Annotated in this window: 13 protein-coding genes; 9 read left to right on the top strand and 4 right to left on the bottom strand. The window is 61.5% G+C overall.

What is annotated here, in order from left to right; all coding sequences use genetic code 11:
* Positions 1 to 411: 411 nt before the first annotated feature.
* From L6D82_RS00175 to L6D82_RS00140, 8 genes are all read left to right on the top strand, one after another.
* Positions 412 to 1,176 carry a hypothetical protein gene (locus L6D82_RS00175; protein ID WP_134021948.1) on the top strand — a complete coding sequence of 255 codons (765 nt, stop codon included), beginning with the start codon at positions 412 to 414 and terminating at the stop codon, positions 1,174 to 1,176.
* A gap of 266 nt (positions 1,177 to 1,442) precedes the next feature.
* Positions 1,443 to 2,684, top strand: coding sequence for an SfnB family sulfur acquisition oxidoreductase (locus L6D82_RS00170; protein WP_236187800.1), 1,242 nt, complete (start codon positions 1,443 to 1,445; stop codon positions 2,682 to 2,684).
* Positions 2,685 to 2,708: 24 nt separating this feature from the next.
* Positions 2,709 to 3,902 carry an SfnB family sulfur acquisition oxidoreductase gene (locus L6D82_RS00165; RefSeq protein WP_236187799.1) on the top strand — a complete coding sequence of 398 codons (1,194 nt, stop codon included), beginning with the start codon at positions 2,709 to 2,711 and terminating at the stop codon, positions 3,900 to 3,902.
* The gene (locus tag L6D82_RS00160; RefSeq protein WP_236187796.1) at positions 3,902 to 5,266 is read left to right on the top strand and encodes an LLM class flavin-dependent oxidoreductase; all 1,365 of its coding nucleotides are present in this window, start codon (positions 3,902 to 3,904) and stop codon (positions 5,264 to 5,266) included. The genes L6D82_RS00165 and L6D82_RS00160 overlap by 1 nt, the downstream gene beginning before the upstream one ends.
* A 13-nt stretch (positions 5,267 to 5,279) precedes the next feature.
* On the top strand, positions 5,280 to 6,089 hold the full coding sequence (locus L6D82_RS00155; protein WP_007952748.1) for a MetQ/NlpA family ABC transporter substrate-binding protein: 810 nt from the start codon (positions 5,280 to 5,282) through the stop codon (positions 6,087 to 6,089).
* A gap of 2 nt (positions 6,090 to 6,091) precedes the next feature.
* Entirely contained in the window at positions 6,092 to 7,216 is a 1,125-nt protein-coding gene (locus L6D82_RS00150) for a methionine ABC transporter ATP-binding protein (protein WP_236187794.1), read from the top strand.
* Entirely contained in the window at positions 7,206 to 7,850 is a 645-nt protein-coding gene (locus L6D82_RS00145) for a methionine ABC transporter permease (protein ID WP_102718558.1), read from the top strand. The genes L6D82_RS00150 and L6D82_RS00145 overlap by 11 nt, the downstream gene beginning before the upstream one ends.
* A gap of 48 nt (positions 7,851 to 7,898) precedes the next feature.
* Positions 7,899 to 8,525 (top strand): class I SAM-dependent methyltransferase, encoded by a 627-nt coding sequence (locus L6D82_RS00140; RefSeq protein ID WP_236187792.1) that lies wholly within the window; start codon positions 7,899 to 7,901, stop codon positions 8,523 to 8,525.
* Positions 8,526 to 8,528: 3 nt separating this feature from the next.
* Here L6D82_RS00140 and L6D82_RS00135 read toward each other — a convergent pair whose 3' ends face one another.
* The 4 genes from L6D82_RS00135 to L6D82_RS00120 form a co-directional block, all read right to left on the bottom strand.
* A complete protein-coding gene (locus tag L6D82_RS00135) occupies positions 8,529 to 10,781 on the bottom strand; it encodes a glycoside hydrolase (RefSeq protein ID WP_236187790.1) in 2,253 nt (750 codons plus the stop codon).
* Positions 10,782 to 10,871: 90 nt separating this feature from the next.
* Entirely contained in the window at positions 10,872 to 13,937 is a 3,066-nt protein-coding gene (locus L6D82_RS00130; RefSeq protein WP_085746322.1) for an efflux RND transporter permease subunit, read from the bottom strand.
* Complete coding sequence (locus L6D82_RS00125) at positions 13,934 to 14,998, bottom strand: efflux RND transporter periplasmic adaptor subunit (protein ID WP_085746321.1); 1,065 nt, start codon at positions 14,996 to 14,998, stop codon at positions 13,934 to 13,936. Before L6D82_RS00125 ends, L6D82_RS00130 begins: the two co-directional genes overlap by 4 nt.
* Positions 14,995 to 16,098: an efflux RND transporter periplasmic adaptor subunit gene (locus tag L6D82_RS00120; protein WP_236187788.1), complete on the bottom strand. Its 1,104-nt coding sequence runs from the start codon at positions 16,096 to 16,098 to the stop codon at positions 14,995 to 14,997. The genes L6D82_RS00125 and L6D82_RS00120 overlap by 4 nt, the downstream gene beginning before the upstream one ends.
* Before the next feature lie 144 nt (positions 16,099 to 16,242).
* On the opposite strand from L6D82_RS00120, the gene L6D82_RS00115 reads away from it, so the two are divergent.
* On the top strand, positions 16,243 to 17,403 hold the full coding sequence (locus L6D82_RS00115) for an AAA family ATPase (protein ID WP_085746320.1): 1,161 nt from the start codon (positions 16,243 to 16,245) through the stop codon (positions 17,401 to 17,403).
* The last annotated feature ends 125 nt before the right edge of the window (positions 17,404 to 17,528 follow it).

The following is a 17,528-nucleotide window of genomic DNA, read 5'->3' as shown; positions in this document are numbered from 1 at the left end:
CTTACACCCTCCCAAATAAAAACTTAATCAAGTGACTGCATTACATATATATGTCCTGCAACAGTCTCCCCGCGATTAAAGTTCGTCCCCTCCAAATTTCCAGCTGTACAAACCGACCGACGGCAGAACAATAAAATCCGGCAAAAGCTGTGGCCCGATTCGCTATGGAGAATAGGTAGAGTGCCTTATCCGTGTAGGAAGCTTCTGATAAATCCGTAATTCTTCAATTAAATAATCCTGTCCGTTGACATGCCATTCGGCGAACTTTTATCTAGTCACTCATCGCAACCCGCTACATCAACAAGACCCAATAACGACTGGCCGAAAGATCCTGTTTTTATTACCAGGCAATTCTGGCCTTTTGAACTTTCAGAAACGGATTTCGCTGCAAGGCTTCAAGGAGAGGATTTCATGACCCGCACTTCGCACATCCCCGAACTGGCCGCGCCGAGCCTGGCGCCATCCCAAAACCACGGCATCAACCTCGCAGCAGCGGCTCATCTGCTGGTCGATGTGCCGCCCTACCCGGACATGGACATCGGCGATCTGATCGAACTGTTCTGGAACAACTGCTATGTCGCCTCTCACGTGCTGACAGCGCAGGACGTCGCCACCCCCGTCAGTCTGCGTGTGCCGGAGAGCTTTATCGCCAGCGGTCCGTCTCGCATCCACTACCGGGTCATGCGGGTGGGTCACGGACCATCGTTGTCGGCAGCGGCGCGGGTCACGGTCAAACTCGACTGCCCAGGTGGACAGCCTCCAGCGCTGTGTGGCGACGAAAACCAGCAACTCGCCCCCGTGACCCTGCCCGACACCATTCGCCGTCAAGGCGTCAACGCGAACCAGATCAAACGCGGCGTACCGCTGACCATCGAGCCCTATCTGAACATGGCCGAAGGCGACGCCATCACCCTGCGCTGGGGCGATGTACGGATGGATCTGGCGCGCATCACCACGGCCGATATCGACAAGCCGATTCAGGTCTGGGTGCCGCCGGCGATCATCACCGAGGCCGGCGAGGACCTGCGGCTGGACGTGACCTACTGCATCCTCGACCGGGTCGGCAACAACTCGCGCTGGGCGCCGCCGCGAACACTGAAGATCGGTTGTGTGAATCCCTACCTCAAGGTGCCGCTCAAGGAAACGCTGAAGGCGGCAGAGCCGCAAAAAAATTGATCCACGACAACCGGCGAGGGGCGCCTTCCCTCGCCGCCGCCCGCTTAACCAACCGGACCACGCCCCCTTCTATACATATTCCTAAAAGTTAGTTTATTTAAATTTTATACGCGCTTAGGGTATATGAACCGGACCACCGGACATTCTTTCGTTCGCCGCACTTTTGCGGCGTTTTTCATGAGATGTGAGGTAGGTAACATGGTCCGGAACACAATCACCCCAGTGCAGATCGCCAGGGCATTGCGTGCAGCCAAGGAGCGGCACTGATGTCCAGTCTGGCAGACGCAAACGTCCAGAGTGACCTGGACATCGCCCCGTTGTTGTTGCCCGCACAAGTGCTGCGCAACGACGCTCAAGCCATCAAGGCCGCCCATGAGCTGGCGCAAGTCGCCCGCGTGCAGGCCGCCAAACGTGACAGTCAGCGCAAGCTGCCGTGGTCGGAAATCGAACAGTTCACCCGCAGCGGCCTCGGCAGCATCGCGATTCCGCGCGAGTACGGCGGCCCGCAGGTTTCCTTCGTGACCCTGGCCGAAGTGTTCGCGATCATTTCCGCGGCCGACCCGGCACTGGGACAGATCCCGCAAAACCAGTTCGGCATCATCAACCTGATCCTCGGCAGCGCCACCGAACAGCAGAAAAAACAACTGTTGCAGAGCGTGCTCGAAGGCTGGCGCATCGGTAATGCCGGGCCTGAACGCGGCACCAAGGACACCCTGGAACTGAAAGCGCGCATCACCGCTGACGGCGATGACTACGTGATCAACGGCCAGAAGTTCTATTCCACCGGCGCCCTGTTCGCCCACTGGGTGGCGGTCAAGGCGCTCAACGATGACGGCAAGCAAGTCCTGGCCTTTGTCCGTCGCGGCACGCCGGGATTGCGCATCGTCGATGACTGGTCCGGTTTCGGCCAGCGCACCACCGCCAGCGGCACGATCCTGTTGAACAACGTGCGGGTCGATGCCGGCCTCGTGGTGGACAACTGGAAGATCAACGAAAAACCCAACACCCAAGGCGCGGTGTCGCAGCTGATTCAAGCGGCGATCGACGCCGGCATCGCCCGTGGCGCCATTGATGACGCCATCGAGTTCGTCAAGACTCGCGCCCGGCCGTGGATCGACGCCAACGTCGAGCGCGCCAGCGACGATCTCTACGTGATCGCCGACATCGGTAAGCTGAAAATCGAACTGCACGCTGCCGAAGCGCTGTTGCGCAAGGCCGGGCAGGTGCTGGATCAGGTGCACGCCGCGCCACTGACCGCCGAGTCCGCCGCCCGCGCCTCGATTGCCGTGGCCGAAGCCAAGGTGCTGACCACTGAGATCTCGCTGCTGGCCAGCGAAAAACTCTTCGAACTGGCCGGCAGCCGCGCGACCCTCGCCGAATTCAACCTCGACCGTCACTGGCGCAACGCCCGGGTGCACACCCTGCACGACCCGGTGCGCTGGAAGTACCACGCGGTCGGCGCTTATCGCCTCAACGGCAAGTTGCCGGCTCGCCATTCCTGGATCTGACGACCAGACATCTGGAGAAAACCTATGACCTTTTCCCATCCCGTCGCGGTCATCACCAGCGACGAGCAAGCCCTGATCGTCGCCAGCGACCTGGCCGAAGACTTCCAGCGCGACAGCAACCTGCGTGACCGCGAACGCCGCCTGCCGCTGCCGGAACTCGACGTGTTTTCCCGCTCCGGCCTGTGGGGCATCAGCGTGCCCAAGGAGTACGGCGGCGCCGGCGTTTCCAACGTGACCCTGGCCAAAGTCATCGCCCTGATTGCCCGGGCTGACGGCTCGCTGGGGCAGATTCCACAGAACCATTTCTATGCCCTCGAAGTGCTCCGGGTGAACGGCAGCCACGAGCAGAAACAACGTTTGTACGCCGAAGTCCTCGCCGGCCAGCGCTTCGGCAATGCCCTGGCAGAACTGGGCACCAAGACCGCCCATGACCGTGTCACTAGCCTCAAGCGCGACGGCAGCGGTTTTCGCATCAACGGTCGCAAGTTCTATGCGACCGGTGCGATCTACGCCCAACGCATTCCAACGTCCGTGGTGGATGAAAACGGCGTGCAGCAATTGACCTTCGTCCCTCGCGACAGCAAAGGCCTGACCGTGATCGACGACTGGAGCGGCTTCGGCCAGCGCACCACCGGCAGCGGCTCGGTGGTATTCGAAAACGTGTATGTCGCCGCCGAAGACGTCATTCCGTTCCAGAGCGCTTTCGAGCGCCCGACTCCGGTCGGCCCGTTGGCGCAGATCCTTCACGCCGCCATCGACACCGGCATCGCCCGCGCCGCCTACGAAGATGCGCTGCACTTCGTGCGCAGCAAGACCCGGCCATGGATCGATTCGGGTAACGACAAAGCCACCGAAGACCCGCTGACCCTCAAGAGCTTCGGCCACCTGAGCATTCGCCTGCACGCCACCGAAGCCCTGCTCGAACGCGCCGGCGAATTCCTCGATGCGGCCCAGGTCGAGACCAATGCCGAGACGGTTGCAGCGGCCTCGATTGCCGTCGCCGAAGCACGGGCGATCAGCACCGAAATCTCCCTGGCCGCCGGCAGCACCCTGTTCGAACTGGCCGGCAGCCAGGCCACCCTGATCGAGCACGGCCTCGACCGCCACTGGCGCAACGCCCGGGTGCACACCCTGCACGACCCGGTACGCTGGAAGTATCACGCGGTGGGCAATTACTACCTCAACGATGAAAACCCTCCGCTGCGAGGGACCATCTGATGAGCAAGAAAAAGATCCTGCTCAATGCGTTCAACATGAACTGCATCGGCCACATCAACCATGGGCTGTGGACGCATCCTCGCGACACCTCGACCCGGTACAAGACCATCGAGTACTGGACCGAACTGGCGCAACTGCTGGAGCGCGGGCTGTTCGACGGGCTGTTCATCGCCGACATCGTCGGCGTGTACGACGTCTATCAGAACTCGGTGGACGTCACCCTGAAAGAGTCGATCCAGCTGCCGGTCAACGATCCGCTGCTGCTGGTGTCGGCGATGTCCGCAGTGACCAAAAACCTCGGATTCGGCCTGACCGCCAACCTCACCTACGAGCCGCCGTATCTGTTCGCCCGACGCATGTCGACTCTCGATCACCTGAGCCGTGGGCGGGTGGGCTGGAACATCGTCACCGGTTACCTGGACAGCGCCGCCAAGGCCATGGGCCTCAGTGAACAGGTCGAGCACGACCGGCGTTACGACCAGGCCGACGAGTACCTCGAAGTGCTCTACAAACTCTGGGAAGGCAGCTGGGAAAACGGTACGGTCCTCAACGATGCGCAGCAGCGGATCTACGCGCAGCCAGACAAGGTGCACAAGGTCGAACACACGGGCGAGTTCTATCAGGTCGAGGGTTATCACCTGTGCGAACCGTCACCGCAGCGCACGCCGGTGCTGTTCCAGGCCGGCAGTTCTGATCGCGGTCTGCTGTTCGCCGGGCGTCATGCCGAGTGCGTGTTCATCAGCGGCCAGAACAAGCCATCGACCAAGGTGCAGGTGGACAAGGTCCGCGCCAGCGCCGTCGAAGCGGGTCGCAACCCCGAGGACATCAAGGTGTTCATGGGCCTGAACGTGATCGTCGGCGAAACCGAGGAAGCGGCCTGGGCAAAGCACGCCGAATACCTGAGCTACGCCAGCGCCGAAGCGGGCGTGGCGCATTTTTCGGCGTCCACTGGCATCGACTTCTCCCAATACGAAATCGACGAGCCGATCCAGTACGTGAAGAGCAACGCGATCCAGTCCGCCACCAAGAACCTGCAGAACAACGACTGGACCCGCCGCAAGTTGCTCGACCAGCACGCCCTCGGCGGGCGCTACATCACGGTGGTCGGCTCGCCGCAGCAAGTGGCGGATGAACTGGAATCGTGGATCGCCGAAACCGGCCTAGACGGCTTCAACCTGACTCGCATCGTCACCCCGGAAAGCTATGTGGATTTCATCGACCTGGTGATTCCGGAACTGCAACGGCGCGGCTCGTACAAGACCGCGTACGACACCGGCAGCCTGCGGGAAAAACTGTTTCATGGCGAAGCGCATCTGCCGCAGCAACACACCGGCGCCCACTACCGACACTCCTCCTCGCACTGACTGGAAAACCACCATGACCAAGAAGCTCCTGTCCCACCCAGTCAAAGCACTGGCCCTGGCCTTCGGCCTGTTCAGCTCGGCGGTGTTCGCCGCCGATGCTCCGTTGAAAATCGGCACCACCGCCGCCTTCGCGATTCCGCTGGAAGCCGCCGTCGAAGAAGCCTCCAAACAGGGCCTGAAAGTCGAGCTGGTGGAGTTCACCGACTGGATCGCACCGAACGTCAGCCTCGCCGCCGGTGACATTGACGTGAACTACTTCCAGCACATCCCGTTCCTGGAAAACGCCAAGGCCGCCTCCGGTTTCGACCTGGTGCCGTTTGCCCCGGGGATCATCAACAACGTCGGCCTGTACTCGAAGAAATACAAAAGCTTCGACGAGCTGCCTGAGGGCGCCAGCGTCGCCATCGCCAACGACCCGATCAACAGCGGACGCGGCCTGCAACTGCTGGCCAAGGCCGGTCTGATCACCCTCAAACCGGGCGTCGGCTACAAGGCTACCGAAGACGACATCGTCGCCAACCCGAAGAAGATCAAGATCCTGCAAGTCGAAGCCGTGCAACTGGTGCGCGCCTACGATGACGCCGACCTGGTCCAGGGCTATCCGGCCTACATCCGTCTGGCGAAGACTTTCGACGCCGGCTCTGCACTGCTGTTCGACGGCCTCGACCACAAGGAATACGTGATCCAGTTCGTGATCCAGCCCAAAAGTAAAACCGACCCGCGCCTGATCAAGTTCGTCGACATTTACCAACATTCGCCAGCCGTACGCGCTGCGCTGGATAAGGCTCACGGCAAGCTGTACCAGGCCGGTTGGGAAAGCTGAGGATGACCGCGGCCATTCAACGGCGACTGGATCTTCCAGAGCCACCCGCGCTGGCACAGCGCACCGAACTGCATCCTGAACTGAACCGCGCCCATGTGCGCTTCGTCGGGCTCGGCAAGACCTACGACGGCAAACAAGGCCCGGTCGCCGCCCTGCAAGGCATCGACCTGGCGATCCAGCGCGGTGAAGTGTTCGGCATCATCGGCCGCAGCGGCGCCGGCAAGTCGTCGCTGATCCGCACCATCAACCGCCTCGAACAACCGACCTCGGGCCGGGTGCTGATCGATCAGGTGGACATCGGCGAGTACGACGAGGATCGCCTGGTCGCCCTGCGCCGGCGGATCGGCATGATTTTTCAGCACTTCAATCTGATGTCGGCGAAAACAGTGTGGCAGAACGTCGAACTGCCACTGAAAGTCGCCGGTGTCCCGAAAGAACAACGGGAGAAAAAGGTTCGCGAACTGCTGGAACTGGTGGGCCTGCAAGCCAAGCACAAGGCGTATCCGGCGCAGCTTTCCGGTGGCCAGAAACAACGTGTCGGCATCGCCCGCGCGCTGGTACACGACCCGGACATTCTGCTCTGCGACGAAGCCACCTCGGCCCTCGATCCGGAAACCACCCAGTCGATCCTCGGCCTGCTGCGCGAGATCAACAAACGCCTGGGCCTGACCATCGTGCTGATCACCCACGAGATGGCGGTGATCCGGGAAATCTGCGACCGCGTCGTCGTGCTCGAACACGGCCGCATCGTCGAGCAGGGCCCGGTCTGGGAAGTGTTCGGCAACCCACAGCACGAGGTCAGCCAGACCTTGCTCGCGCCGTTGCAGTACGCTTTGCCCGAAGAATTGCGAAACCGTTTGCAGACGCAACCGTCGTCGCCTGATGCATCCGTGGTGCTGCGTTTGCAGTTCACCGGCAGCCAGCAGGACGAACCGGATCTGGCCGCACTGTTCGCCGCGCTCGGTGGCCGGGTGAAATTGCTCCAGGGCGGCGTGGAACGGATTCAGGGCCACGCGCTCGGGCAACTGTTGCTGGCGGTGGCGGGCTCAAAGCTGAACGCCGAGGAATTGCGTCAGCGTGCCAGCCAGTGGGCACAACGCACGGAGGTGCTGGGTTATGTGGTTTGATCGCTTGCTGCAGGGTTTTATCGACACGTTTCTGATGGTCGGCGTGTCGTCGCTGATCGCACTCCTGGCGGGTATTCCGATGGCGGTGATTCTGGTCACCAGCGACAAGGGCGGGATCTACGAAGCACCGGTGCTCAATCGCGCGCTGGGTGCGTTCGTGAACCTGTTTCGCTCGATCCCGTTTCTGATCCTGATGGTGGCGCTGATTCCGTTCACCCGGCTGATCGTCGGCACCACGTACGGCGTGTGGGCGGCGGTCGTGCCGTTGACCATCGCAGCCACGCCGTTCTTTGCGCGGATCGCCGAGGTGAGCCTGCGTGAAGTCGACTACGGCCTGATCGAAGCCGCGCAGGCTATGGGCTGCCGGCGCTGGCACATCGTCTGGCATGTGCTGCTGCCCGAGGCGCTGCCGGGAATCGTCGGCGGTTTCACCATCACCCTGGTGACGATGATCAACTCCTCGGCCATGGCCGGGGCGATAGGTGCCGGCGGCCTGGGCGACATCGCCTATCGCTACGGCTATCAGCGCTTCGACAGCCAGATCATGCTGACCGTGATCGTATTGCTGGTGGCACTGGTGGCAGTGATTCAACTGGGCGGTGATCGTCTGGCGCGAGGGTTGAACAAGCGCTGAATGGCATGGCGTATAGTCGGCAGATTCCTTTGCCAGTGCAGTCCGACCATGAAGCAGACGCCCATCGATCTGGAACAGATCACCTCCACCACCCTCGGCCACTACAACTCGGTGGCCGAGGATTTTCGTGAAGGCACCCGCGATCACGATGTCAGTCAAAACATCGACGCCCTGTTGCGGCACATCCAGGGTGACGCGCCATTCTCCATCCTCGATTTCGGCTGCGGGCCGGGGCGCGATTTGCAGACATTCACCCGGATGGGACACGTCGCCGTCGGCCTCGACGGCGCGGAGAAATTCGCGCAGATGGCGCGAGAAGACAGTGGCTGTGAAGTGTGGTGCCAGGACTTTCTGAAGCTGGATCTGCCGGCAGAACGCTTCGACGGGATCTTCGCCAATGCGGTGCTGTTTCATGTGCCGTTGCAGGAGTTGCCCCGGGTCTTGAAGCAACTGCACGAGACATTGAAACCGGGCGGCGTGCTGTTCAGTTCCAATCCGCGTGGGGATAACCGTGAAGGCTGGAACGGGCCGCGTTATGGCTCGTATCACGATCTTGAAGCCTGGCGCGGGTTGTTGACCGCTGCCGGGTTCGTCGAGCTGGAACATTACTACCGACCGGCGGGGCTACCGCGTGAGCAGCAGCCCTGGCTGGCGAGTGTCTGGCGCAAGGAATGAATCTCAGGGCCTCGCTTCAACCTGAAACCAGGTTGGTGCACTCCCGGGTGTGCGCACCATGATGCTCTGCCCGGGCACTGTCTGCCCCTGCACCTCACGCGCCTGCACATCAAAATTGGCCAGCAATCGCGTGCCGTCTTCAAAGGATGTCTGCTGAACCAGCCGGTCCGCACTCAACCATTCGAAACCGGTGAGCGCCTGAGTTGCCAGACGTTCATGCAAAGGCCGGAAGAACGCATCCTGACCGGCAATCTGCGGCAATCGCTGCGCAAACGTATCGACACTGAGGTGATACAGCGGCGCAACGTTGTAGAGAAGCTGAGCGAGCTCGTTGTCCGCCCGAACGTTGGTCAATTTCAGGCTATCGAACAGCCAATGGTGGGACGTGATCACCGAGCCATGAAAAACCGCTTGGTACAGCGGCAAACGGCTGGCCGGATCAAAGTGAATACGCCGCAACGACTCTTTGATCGGCACAGGTTTGAAGAAAACCTCTGGCTGCTCCGGCGGATACCACTTGCCTGCAAAATACCTGGACTTGGTGTTCTTGCTCATTTCGACGTCACCCCAACCGATCACTGGTGTCTGCATGCCATGGGCGAACAACACGCCTTTCGCGGTCGTTGCGTTGCCATCTTCTGAACCGGTGGGCAGTTTCAATACTTCATTGATCCAGCGTGATGCGCCGATGTTGCCTTCAGCATTTTGTGCCTGGGTCATCGTTGCTCCGGGACGGTAGCTGTCGAACAGCATGCCGGTGGCATAGGCATCGAGAAACCAGCTGTTGAAACCGGCGGCGTCGCGAATCGCTTCGACGCGCTGCTCAAGCAGCGGTCGCACGCAACGGGGGTCGGTGTAATGCCCAGATTGCTGGAAACCGCTTTTCAACGTTCCGTCGCCCTTCACGATTGCGCACTCGAGATTCGCCTTGTCCCCCAGATGTGCCGTGGTCCAGTCAGGGTTCTCGCTGCGGCTCAGCGCCGTCTCATAGGAATCGTACGGCGCGATCAGATAACCCGCCGCCACGCCGGCCTTGATCGTCTCGGGGTGCCAGAGGCCACCCTCCCAGCCTTCACCCAGTCCCAACCACAAACGGGACAGCCCGGCGTTCTGTAATTGCTTGATCGTATCCAGTGACAAGGTGCTGCCCCAGCGTTCGGGTTCGGGCGTCAGCGCCTCACCGAGGTCGGACGCCACTTTCGCGCGGACTTCAGCGTAACCGTTGACGAGAGCCTGCATGTCCGGCACCGCTCGGGCCTGCCAGGTCTTGCGCGCCAGGGTATTCACGGCACGGTTGAGACCGCGTAAAAGCACGGTTTTCTGATACCCGCTCAACTCCCTGTCGGTGACGAGAGTCTGCAACGCCTCACGGTCCATTCCCGTTTTCAGCTCACGGGCCAGTGGGCCACCGCCACGCAAGGTGTCGAGCAGCAAGGGCCAACTGCGCACATCTTTGGCCCCCAGCAGATCGTTGCCCCAAAGGTACAGATGACTGGCACCCAGCAGCCGCTTCGCCTGAGGCGTTTTCTCGAATTTGCTGCTCAGAGTTTCATAGCGACCGTTATCGATCAGCCATTGCCGGTAGCGTTTGGCACCAGCCAACGGGTCGTCCGCCCCGAGGAACAGCGTGAACGTCAATGGTGCGGACGGATCGAGTGAGGTGAAGCGATGCCGGGCGGAAAGTGCCAAAGCCTCGCCTTGGGCACTGAACAACAGCCGATTGTTGAAGGGATTGGTCATCAGCCAATGCAGGCTGAATCCGTCATGCTCAACACCCCACAGCGGCAGGCTCAGATCCTGAGTGGTATTGAATTCGCCCTGACTCAAAAGGAATGCCTGCCACACCGGATCGCCACGCGGCACATAGTGCCCCTCGGCCAGGGGCCAGATCAGTCCCTTGCCCATCACGCTGGCGGGCTGACGAAGAAATTCCAGTTCCGCGGGTTCACGCGCGGTGATCGAGAAGGACAGTTCATGTTGATCCAGGCTCGCGCTGAGGGTCCAGGCCCCGTCATCCCATTGCCAATCGATGCGATCACCACGCCTGATCAAGTGGCTGACCTTATGTGCGGCAACGCCCGCCGAGACCTGCACCGTCGCATCGTTTGCAGGCGTGACACGGACAGCCAGCGTTGCCGGATCGAGTTGCACGTGCCACAACGAGTTTTCCAATAATGTGTCGGCCCAGGACAGGGACGACAGGCATAAACCGGCAATCAGCAATAGCGCGCGCAGCCAGCAGGTAACGGTAAGCATCAGACGTCCCTTCTCCTAAAGGAGGAGGGACGTTAACCGAATACGCCGACGCTGTAAGTCAGGCCCTTCGCAAATATGTAACAGGCGTACTCACTGTGCCGATGGCGAAGCGTCCTTCTTCGGCTCGCGAATCTTGTACCAGGCCACGTACAGCGCTGGCAGAAACAGCAGCGTCAGCAGGGTCGCAATCACGATCCCGCCGATCATCGCGTAGGCCATCGGCCCCCAGAACACTTCCCGGGCGATCGGGATCATGCCCATGCTCGCCGCCGCGGCGGTGAGCAGGATCGGGCGACGTCGGTGCTCGGTGGCTTCCACCACCGCATCCCACGGCGCGTAGCCTTTGCGCTCGAACTCGTCGATCTGGGTCACGAGGATCACCGAGTTGCGGATGATGATGCCGATCAGCGCCAGGATCCCGAGGATTGCCACGAAGCCCATCGGCGTACCGGTCGGCACCAGCGCCAGCACCACGCCGATCAGCCCAAGCGGCGCGACACTGGCCACCAGGAACAGCTTCTGCACGCTGTGCAGCTGGATCATCAGGAAAGTCGCCATCAAAAACAGCATCAACGGCAGCACTTTCGCAATCGGCCCTTGGGCCTTGCCACTCTCCTCGACCGTACCGCCGGTGGCGACCTTGTAGCCAACGGGCAGTTTTTCGGCGAACGCGTCGATGGACGGCTTCAACAGTTTCACCAGATCGGTCGGCTGAATCTCGTCACGCACCGACGCCTTGATGGTGATGGTCGGAAGGCGATCACGACGCCACACCAGCGGCTGCTCCAGCTCATAACGAACCGTGGCGAAGGCCAGCAGCGGAATCGACGTGCCGTTGGGCGTGACGATCTGCAGGTTCTGCAGGGTTTCTGGCGTACCGCGTTCCGAACTCACCGCGCGACCGACCACATTGATCAGGTAGATGTCGTCGTTGACCTGGGTCAGCGGCGCGCCACTGACGATGCTGTTCATCAGGTTCGCCACGTCCTCGGACGACAGCCCGAGCTGGCGCGCCTTGTCCTGGGCGATGTCGATTCGCAGGACCTTGCCCGGCTCGTTCCAGTCGTAAATGATCTCGCCGATGTGCTCGTTCCTGTCCAGTTCAGTCGCCAGGTCGATGGCGTGTTTGCGCACCTGGTCGATGTCCTTGCCGCTGATCCGGTACTGGATCGGACGCCCCACCGGCGGGCCCATTTCCAGCGCCTGCACGTAACTGCCGATGCCGACGAAGTCCTTGTGCAGCCGTTCGCGCAGGCGCTGGCTCAGGGCCTCGCGGGCTTCGAAGTCTTTGCTGACGATCACCAGTTGCGCGTAGTACGGGTTCTGCAATTGCTGGTCGAGTGGCAGGTAGAAACGGATCGCACCCTGACCGATGTAGGTGCTCCAGCGCACGATGTCCGCGTCGCCCTTGAGCGTGGCCTCGAGCTTGTCGACGGCCTTGCGGGTCTCGTCGATCGAGGCGTTTTGCGGCAGGTTGAGGTCGACCAGGATTTCCGGTCGATCCGAGGACGGGAAGAACTGATTCTGCACAAAACGCATGCAGAACACCGCCAGCACAAACAACAGCACGGTGATGCCGATGGCCCACCAGCGATTGCGCATGCACCACAGCAAACCGCCATTGAATGCGCGGCCAACGCGCCCCGGTTCGGCCTCATGGGCTTTCACGTTGGTACTGAGAATGTGCACGCCGATCACCGGGGCGAAGAACACCGCCACGATCCAGGACACGATCATCGCCACGGCAATCACCGCGAACAGCGTGTAGGTGTACTCGCCGGCAGAACTGGCGTTGAGACCGATGGGGACGAAACCGGCGACCGTCACCAGCGTACCGGTGAGCATCGGGAACGCGGTCGAGGTGTAGGCGAATGTCGCGGCCTCCTCCTTGCTCTCGCCCATTTCCAGGCGCGTGACCATCATTTCCACGGTGATCATCGCATCGTCCACCAACAGGCCGAGGGCAATGATCAGAGCGCCGAGGGAAATCCGCTGCATGGTGATGCCGCTGTATTCCATGAATACGAACACCATCGCCAGCACCAGCGGGATCGAGCACGCCACCACCAGCCCGGCGCGCACGCCGAGGCTGATGAAGCTGACCACCAGCACGATCACCACTGCTTCGAACAACGCACTGGTGAAGCCGCCGACGGCTTCCTCCACCACCACGGCCTGATCCGACACCGTGTGCACCCCGACGCCGACTGGTAGATCCGCCGTCAGTTCATCGATGCGCTTGTGCAGAGCCTTGCCGAATTCCTGAACGTTGCCGCCCTTCTGCATGGCAATTGCCAGCCCAATCGCCGGTTTGCCGTCGAAACGGAATTCCGGCGTGGCCGGATCGGTGTAACCGCGAGTGATGTCGGCGACGTCTGCCAGGCGATAGAAGCGGTCGTTGAGTTTGAGATTGACCTCGGCCAGGTCTTTCTCCGAAGCGAACTGCCCCGAAGTCCGCACGGAAATCCGCTCGGGGCCGGCCTCGATGACACCGGCCGGAGTCACGGCGTTCTGCGATTGCAGGCTCTGCACCACCTGGCGCTGATCAATGCCCAGCGCCGCGAGTTTGCGGGTGGAGAAGTTCAGGTAAATCACTTCGTCCTGCTGGCCGATCATTTCGATCTTGCCCAGCCCCGGCACATTGCGGATCTCGGCCCGCGCCTGTTCCACATAATCGCGCAACTGGCGCATGGTCAGGCCGTCGGCGGTGAAGGCGTAGACCGAGCCGAAAACATCACCGAATTCGTCGTTGAATCCCGGCCCCTGAATGCCTTGAGGAAACTGCCCGCGAATATCGTCGATCTTCTTGCGCACCTGGTACCAGATTTCCGGAATGTCCTTGGCGCTGGTGGTGTCGCGCAGGTACACGTATACCGTCGATTCGCCGGGGCGCGTGTAGCTTTTCACGTAGTCGAGGGAATCGAGTTCTTCGAGCTTTTTCTCGATGCGGTCGGTGACCTGCTTGAGGGTTTCTTCCTGGGTCGCGCCCGGCCATTTGGTCTGGATCACCATGGTCTTGATGGTGAACGACGGGTCTTCCTCGCGCCCCAGATTGAAGTAGGAGAACACCCCCATGAGCAATGCGACGAACATCAGATACCAGACGAAAGACTGATGCTTGAGGGCCCATTCGGAGAGATTGAAAGAGCCTTTCATTGACTGTCCTCGTCAAGTTTCACGGATTGTCCGGGTTTGAGACTGTTGACGCCGGCGCTGACCACACGCTCGCCGTTCTTCACGCCCCCCGCAAGTACAACACTGCTATCGGTGCGGCTGATCACGCTGACGTCGCGCGGGTTGACGGTTTTGCTCTGGGTGTCGATGACCCAGATCCGCGCTTTTCCGTCGACCTCCTGCAACGCGGTGACGGGCAATTCGATACGCGGCTTGATCGCCGAGCTGAGGGTGACGCTGATCGCGGTGCCGAGGCGAAAGCCGTCGGGCGTATTGGCCAGGGTCAACCGTGCGCGGCGGGTGCGCGTCGCACTTTGTGCCTGGGGTTCGATCTCGCGCAGGGTGGCCGTGGAGTTGATGCTCGGGTCGAGCTGCCCGGCCACCAGAAACACCACGTCAGGAGGTATCTCATCGACCAGGGTGTCCGGCAGATCGATCACCGCTTCCTTGATGTCCGGTTGCGCCAGGGTCACCACTTGCTGGCCCGCCGTCACCACCTGCCCGGCCTCGGCGTTCCACGCGGTGACCACTGCCTTGTGGTCGGAGCGTAGCTGGGTGTAATCGAGTTGATCCTTGCTCTGGTTGACCGCCGCGCGCGCCTGATCCAGCGAAGCCTGGGTGGTTTTCAGGTCCGTCATGGCAATGTCCAGTTGCGCCTGCGCGCCGACACCACGGTCGAACAGCGCTTGCTGACGGCGGGCATTGGCCTGGGCGTTGATCAGCTGTGCCTGAACCCTGGCCAGGTCGCCCTGGGCCGAACGCAACTGGTTCTGCTGGTCGGTCGGATCGAGGGTAGCGAGCAGCGTGCCCTTCTGCACCTCGGTACCGACGTCGACGTTACGGCTGGCAATGCGCCCGCCGACACGAAAACCGGTGTTGCTTTCATAGCGTGCCTGAATGCTGCCGGCGAAACGCCCGAGGTTTTCCTCGCTCATCGCTTCGACCTTGACCGACAACACCGGCCGTACCGGCTCCGGCGGTGGCTCGCTTTTCGAGCAGGCGGCGAGCAACACGCCAATGGATAACAGCCCCAGACGCTTCATGGCTGTGCTCCCGGTTGCAGATCCTTGTAGGTGTTTTCGGCAATTTCGACCTTCATGCCCGGATGCAGCAACTGCCCACCCGCGACAATGACTTTTTCCCCGCCCTTGAGGCCCTCGCTGATGATGACCTTGCCGATCAGATAGCGGCTGACGGTGACGTTGTGCAACTGCGCTTCGCCTTTATCGTCGACCATCCACACGGCCGGATCGCTGACGTTCTTGGTCAGCGCCGACCAGGGCAATTCAACGGCCGACTTGCCGGTGCCCTTGGCCGTGGCGCTCACCACCGAGCCCAGTTGCATCCCCTGCGGCAGGCTGTCGAGGCTGACCTTGACCTGCACCGTGCCGGATTGCGCGGACACCGCCGGGGTGATTTCGCGCACGGTGCCGGTGGTCTTGATGGCGGGGTTGTCGAGCAGGCTGACGACGATCGAACGCTCCGCCGGCCGCTCGGCCAGCAGGGATTCGTAAACGTTGAACACGGCGTCGCGGTCACCGTCCCGGGCCAGGCTGAAAATCGGTGCCGTGGCCTGAACCACCTGGCCGACTTCGGCCTGACGCTCGGTGATGACGCCCGGCGCATCGGCAATCAGCGAGGTGTAGCTCAGTTGATCCTTGGCGTTGGCCAGCTGCGCCTGGGCCGCGCTCAAGGCACTCTGGCTGCTGCGCAAGGCGGCCTGCGCCGAATCGTATTCGCTCTGGCTGGTGTAGCCCTTGGGCAACAGTTTCTGTTGGCGGACGAACGCGGCGGCGCTCTGTTTGACCCGCGCCTGCTCGGCCACTACCTGGGCCTGGGCGGAGTCGACGTTGGTCTGCAAATCCTTCGGATCGAGCTTGGCCAGCACTTGTTTGGCCGAGACGCGGTCACCGACATCGACCATGCGCTGGATGATCTTGCCCCCGACCCGGAACGACAGTTCGGTCTGCACGCGAGCCTGAACATCGCCTGTGAGGGTCACGGCGGCGGCGTAATTGGCGGGGTTGACCTCCTGCACGAAGACCCTGGGCAGGTATTCGGCGGGGGCCTTTTTATCGCCGCATGCGCTCAATAAAGCGAACAGACTCAGCATGACCGCTGTTTTCAATCCGGGACTCGCCATGCAGACTCCTTCCTGTGTACGAACGTGCAAGTGACGATACGACTGTGAGCTTAGAACAGGGTTCAACCTTCGTCCGGGCGATATATGCATTTCTGTGCAGCGAGTATCCTGATCCGGATTTCGGGGCACCCAAGAAGAATTTTCATGCTCAAGACCCTCGCGGTGGCCAATTACCGCTCGATCAATAAATTGGTGATTCCGCTGGGCCGTCTGAACCTGATCACCGGCCCCAACGGCAGCGGCAAGTCCAACCTTTATCGGGCGCTGCGGCTGCTGGCGGAAACCGCTCAGGGCGGCGTGGTCAATGCGCTGGCCCGTGAGGGTGGTCTCGACTCGACCTTCTGGGCCGGACCGGAAACCATCAGCCGGCGCATGCGCAACGGCGAGGTGCCGATCCAGTCCACCGTGCGCCAGGGTGTGAAACGCCTGCGTCTGGGCTTTGCCGGGGAAGATTTCAGCTATTCGATCGCCCTGGGTTTGCCGGAGCCAAGCCTCTCGTTTTTTTCCCTCGACCCGGAAATCAAAAAGGAATGCATCTGGGCCGGGCCGCTCTATCGTCCGGCCAGTCTGCTGGTGGATCGCGACGGGCCGATGATCCGTACCCGTGAAGGTCGTGGCTGGGATGTTCTGGCGCAATACACGCCGAACTTCGACAGCCTGTTCGATCAGGTCGGCAGCCTGCGTACCTCGCCGGAAGTTTTCCAGATGCGTGAGTTCATCCGCCGCTGGCGCTTCTACGACCACTTTCGCAGCGACGCCGACGCCCCGGTGCGCCAGCCGCAACTGGGCACGCGCACGCCGGTGCTACATCACGACGGGCGCGATCTGGCGGCGGCGTTGCAGACCATCCGCGAGATCGGCGATCCCGAGGCGCTGCAGGCGGCGATCAGCGATGCGTTTCCCGGTGCACGGCTGAACATTGCGCCGCTGGCAGGCGGACGCTTCGCTATCGAGTTCTTTCAGGAAGGATTGCTGCGGCCGTTGTCGGCGGCGGAACTGTCGGATGGCACGTTGCGCTATCTGCTGCTGGTCGCCGCGCTCCTGACGCCACGCCCGCCGTCGCTGATGGTGCTGAACGAACCGGAAACCAGCCTGCATCCGGATCTGCTGCCGGCGCTGGCGCGCTTGATTATACGGGTGTCGGAGCAGTGTCAGGTGTGGGTGGTGTCCCATGCCCGGCGATTGATTTCGGCGTTGCAGGAAGACCCGGAATGCAATTGCATCGTGCTGGAAAAAACCCTCGGCCAGACGGGGATCGTCGGGCAGAGGGTTCTGGATGAGCCGGCGTGGAATTGGCCTGATTAGGTGTGTCAGTTGGAGAGCCCCTCACCCTAACCCTCTCCCGGAGGGAGAGGGAACCGATTGGGGAAAGCTCAAGAGTTACGCCGACCTGAAAGTGCTTCTGTGAATCCATAATCGACTCGGTGTCT

This window comes from Pseudomonas paraglycinae, assembly GCF_021601625.1.
GTDB classification, from domain to species: Bacteria; Pseudomonadota; Gammaproteobacteria; order Pseudomonadales; family Pseudomonadaceae; genus Aquipseudomonas; species Aquipseudomonas paraglycinae.
Note: the sequence above shows the minus strand (reverse complement) of the source record. Positions and strands in the feature narration are given on the sequence as shown.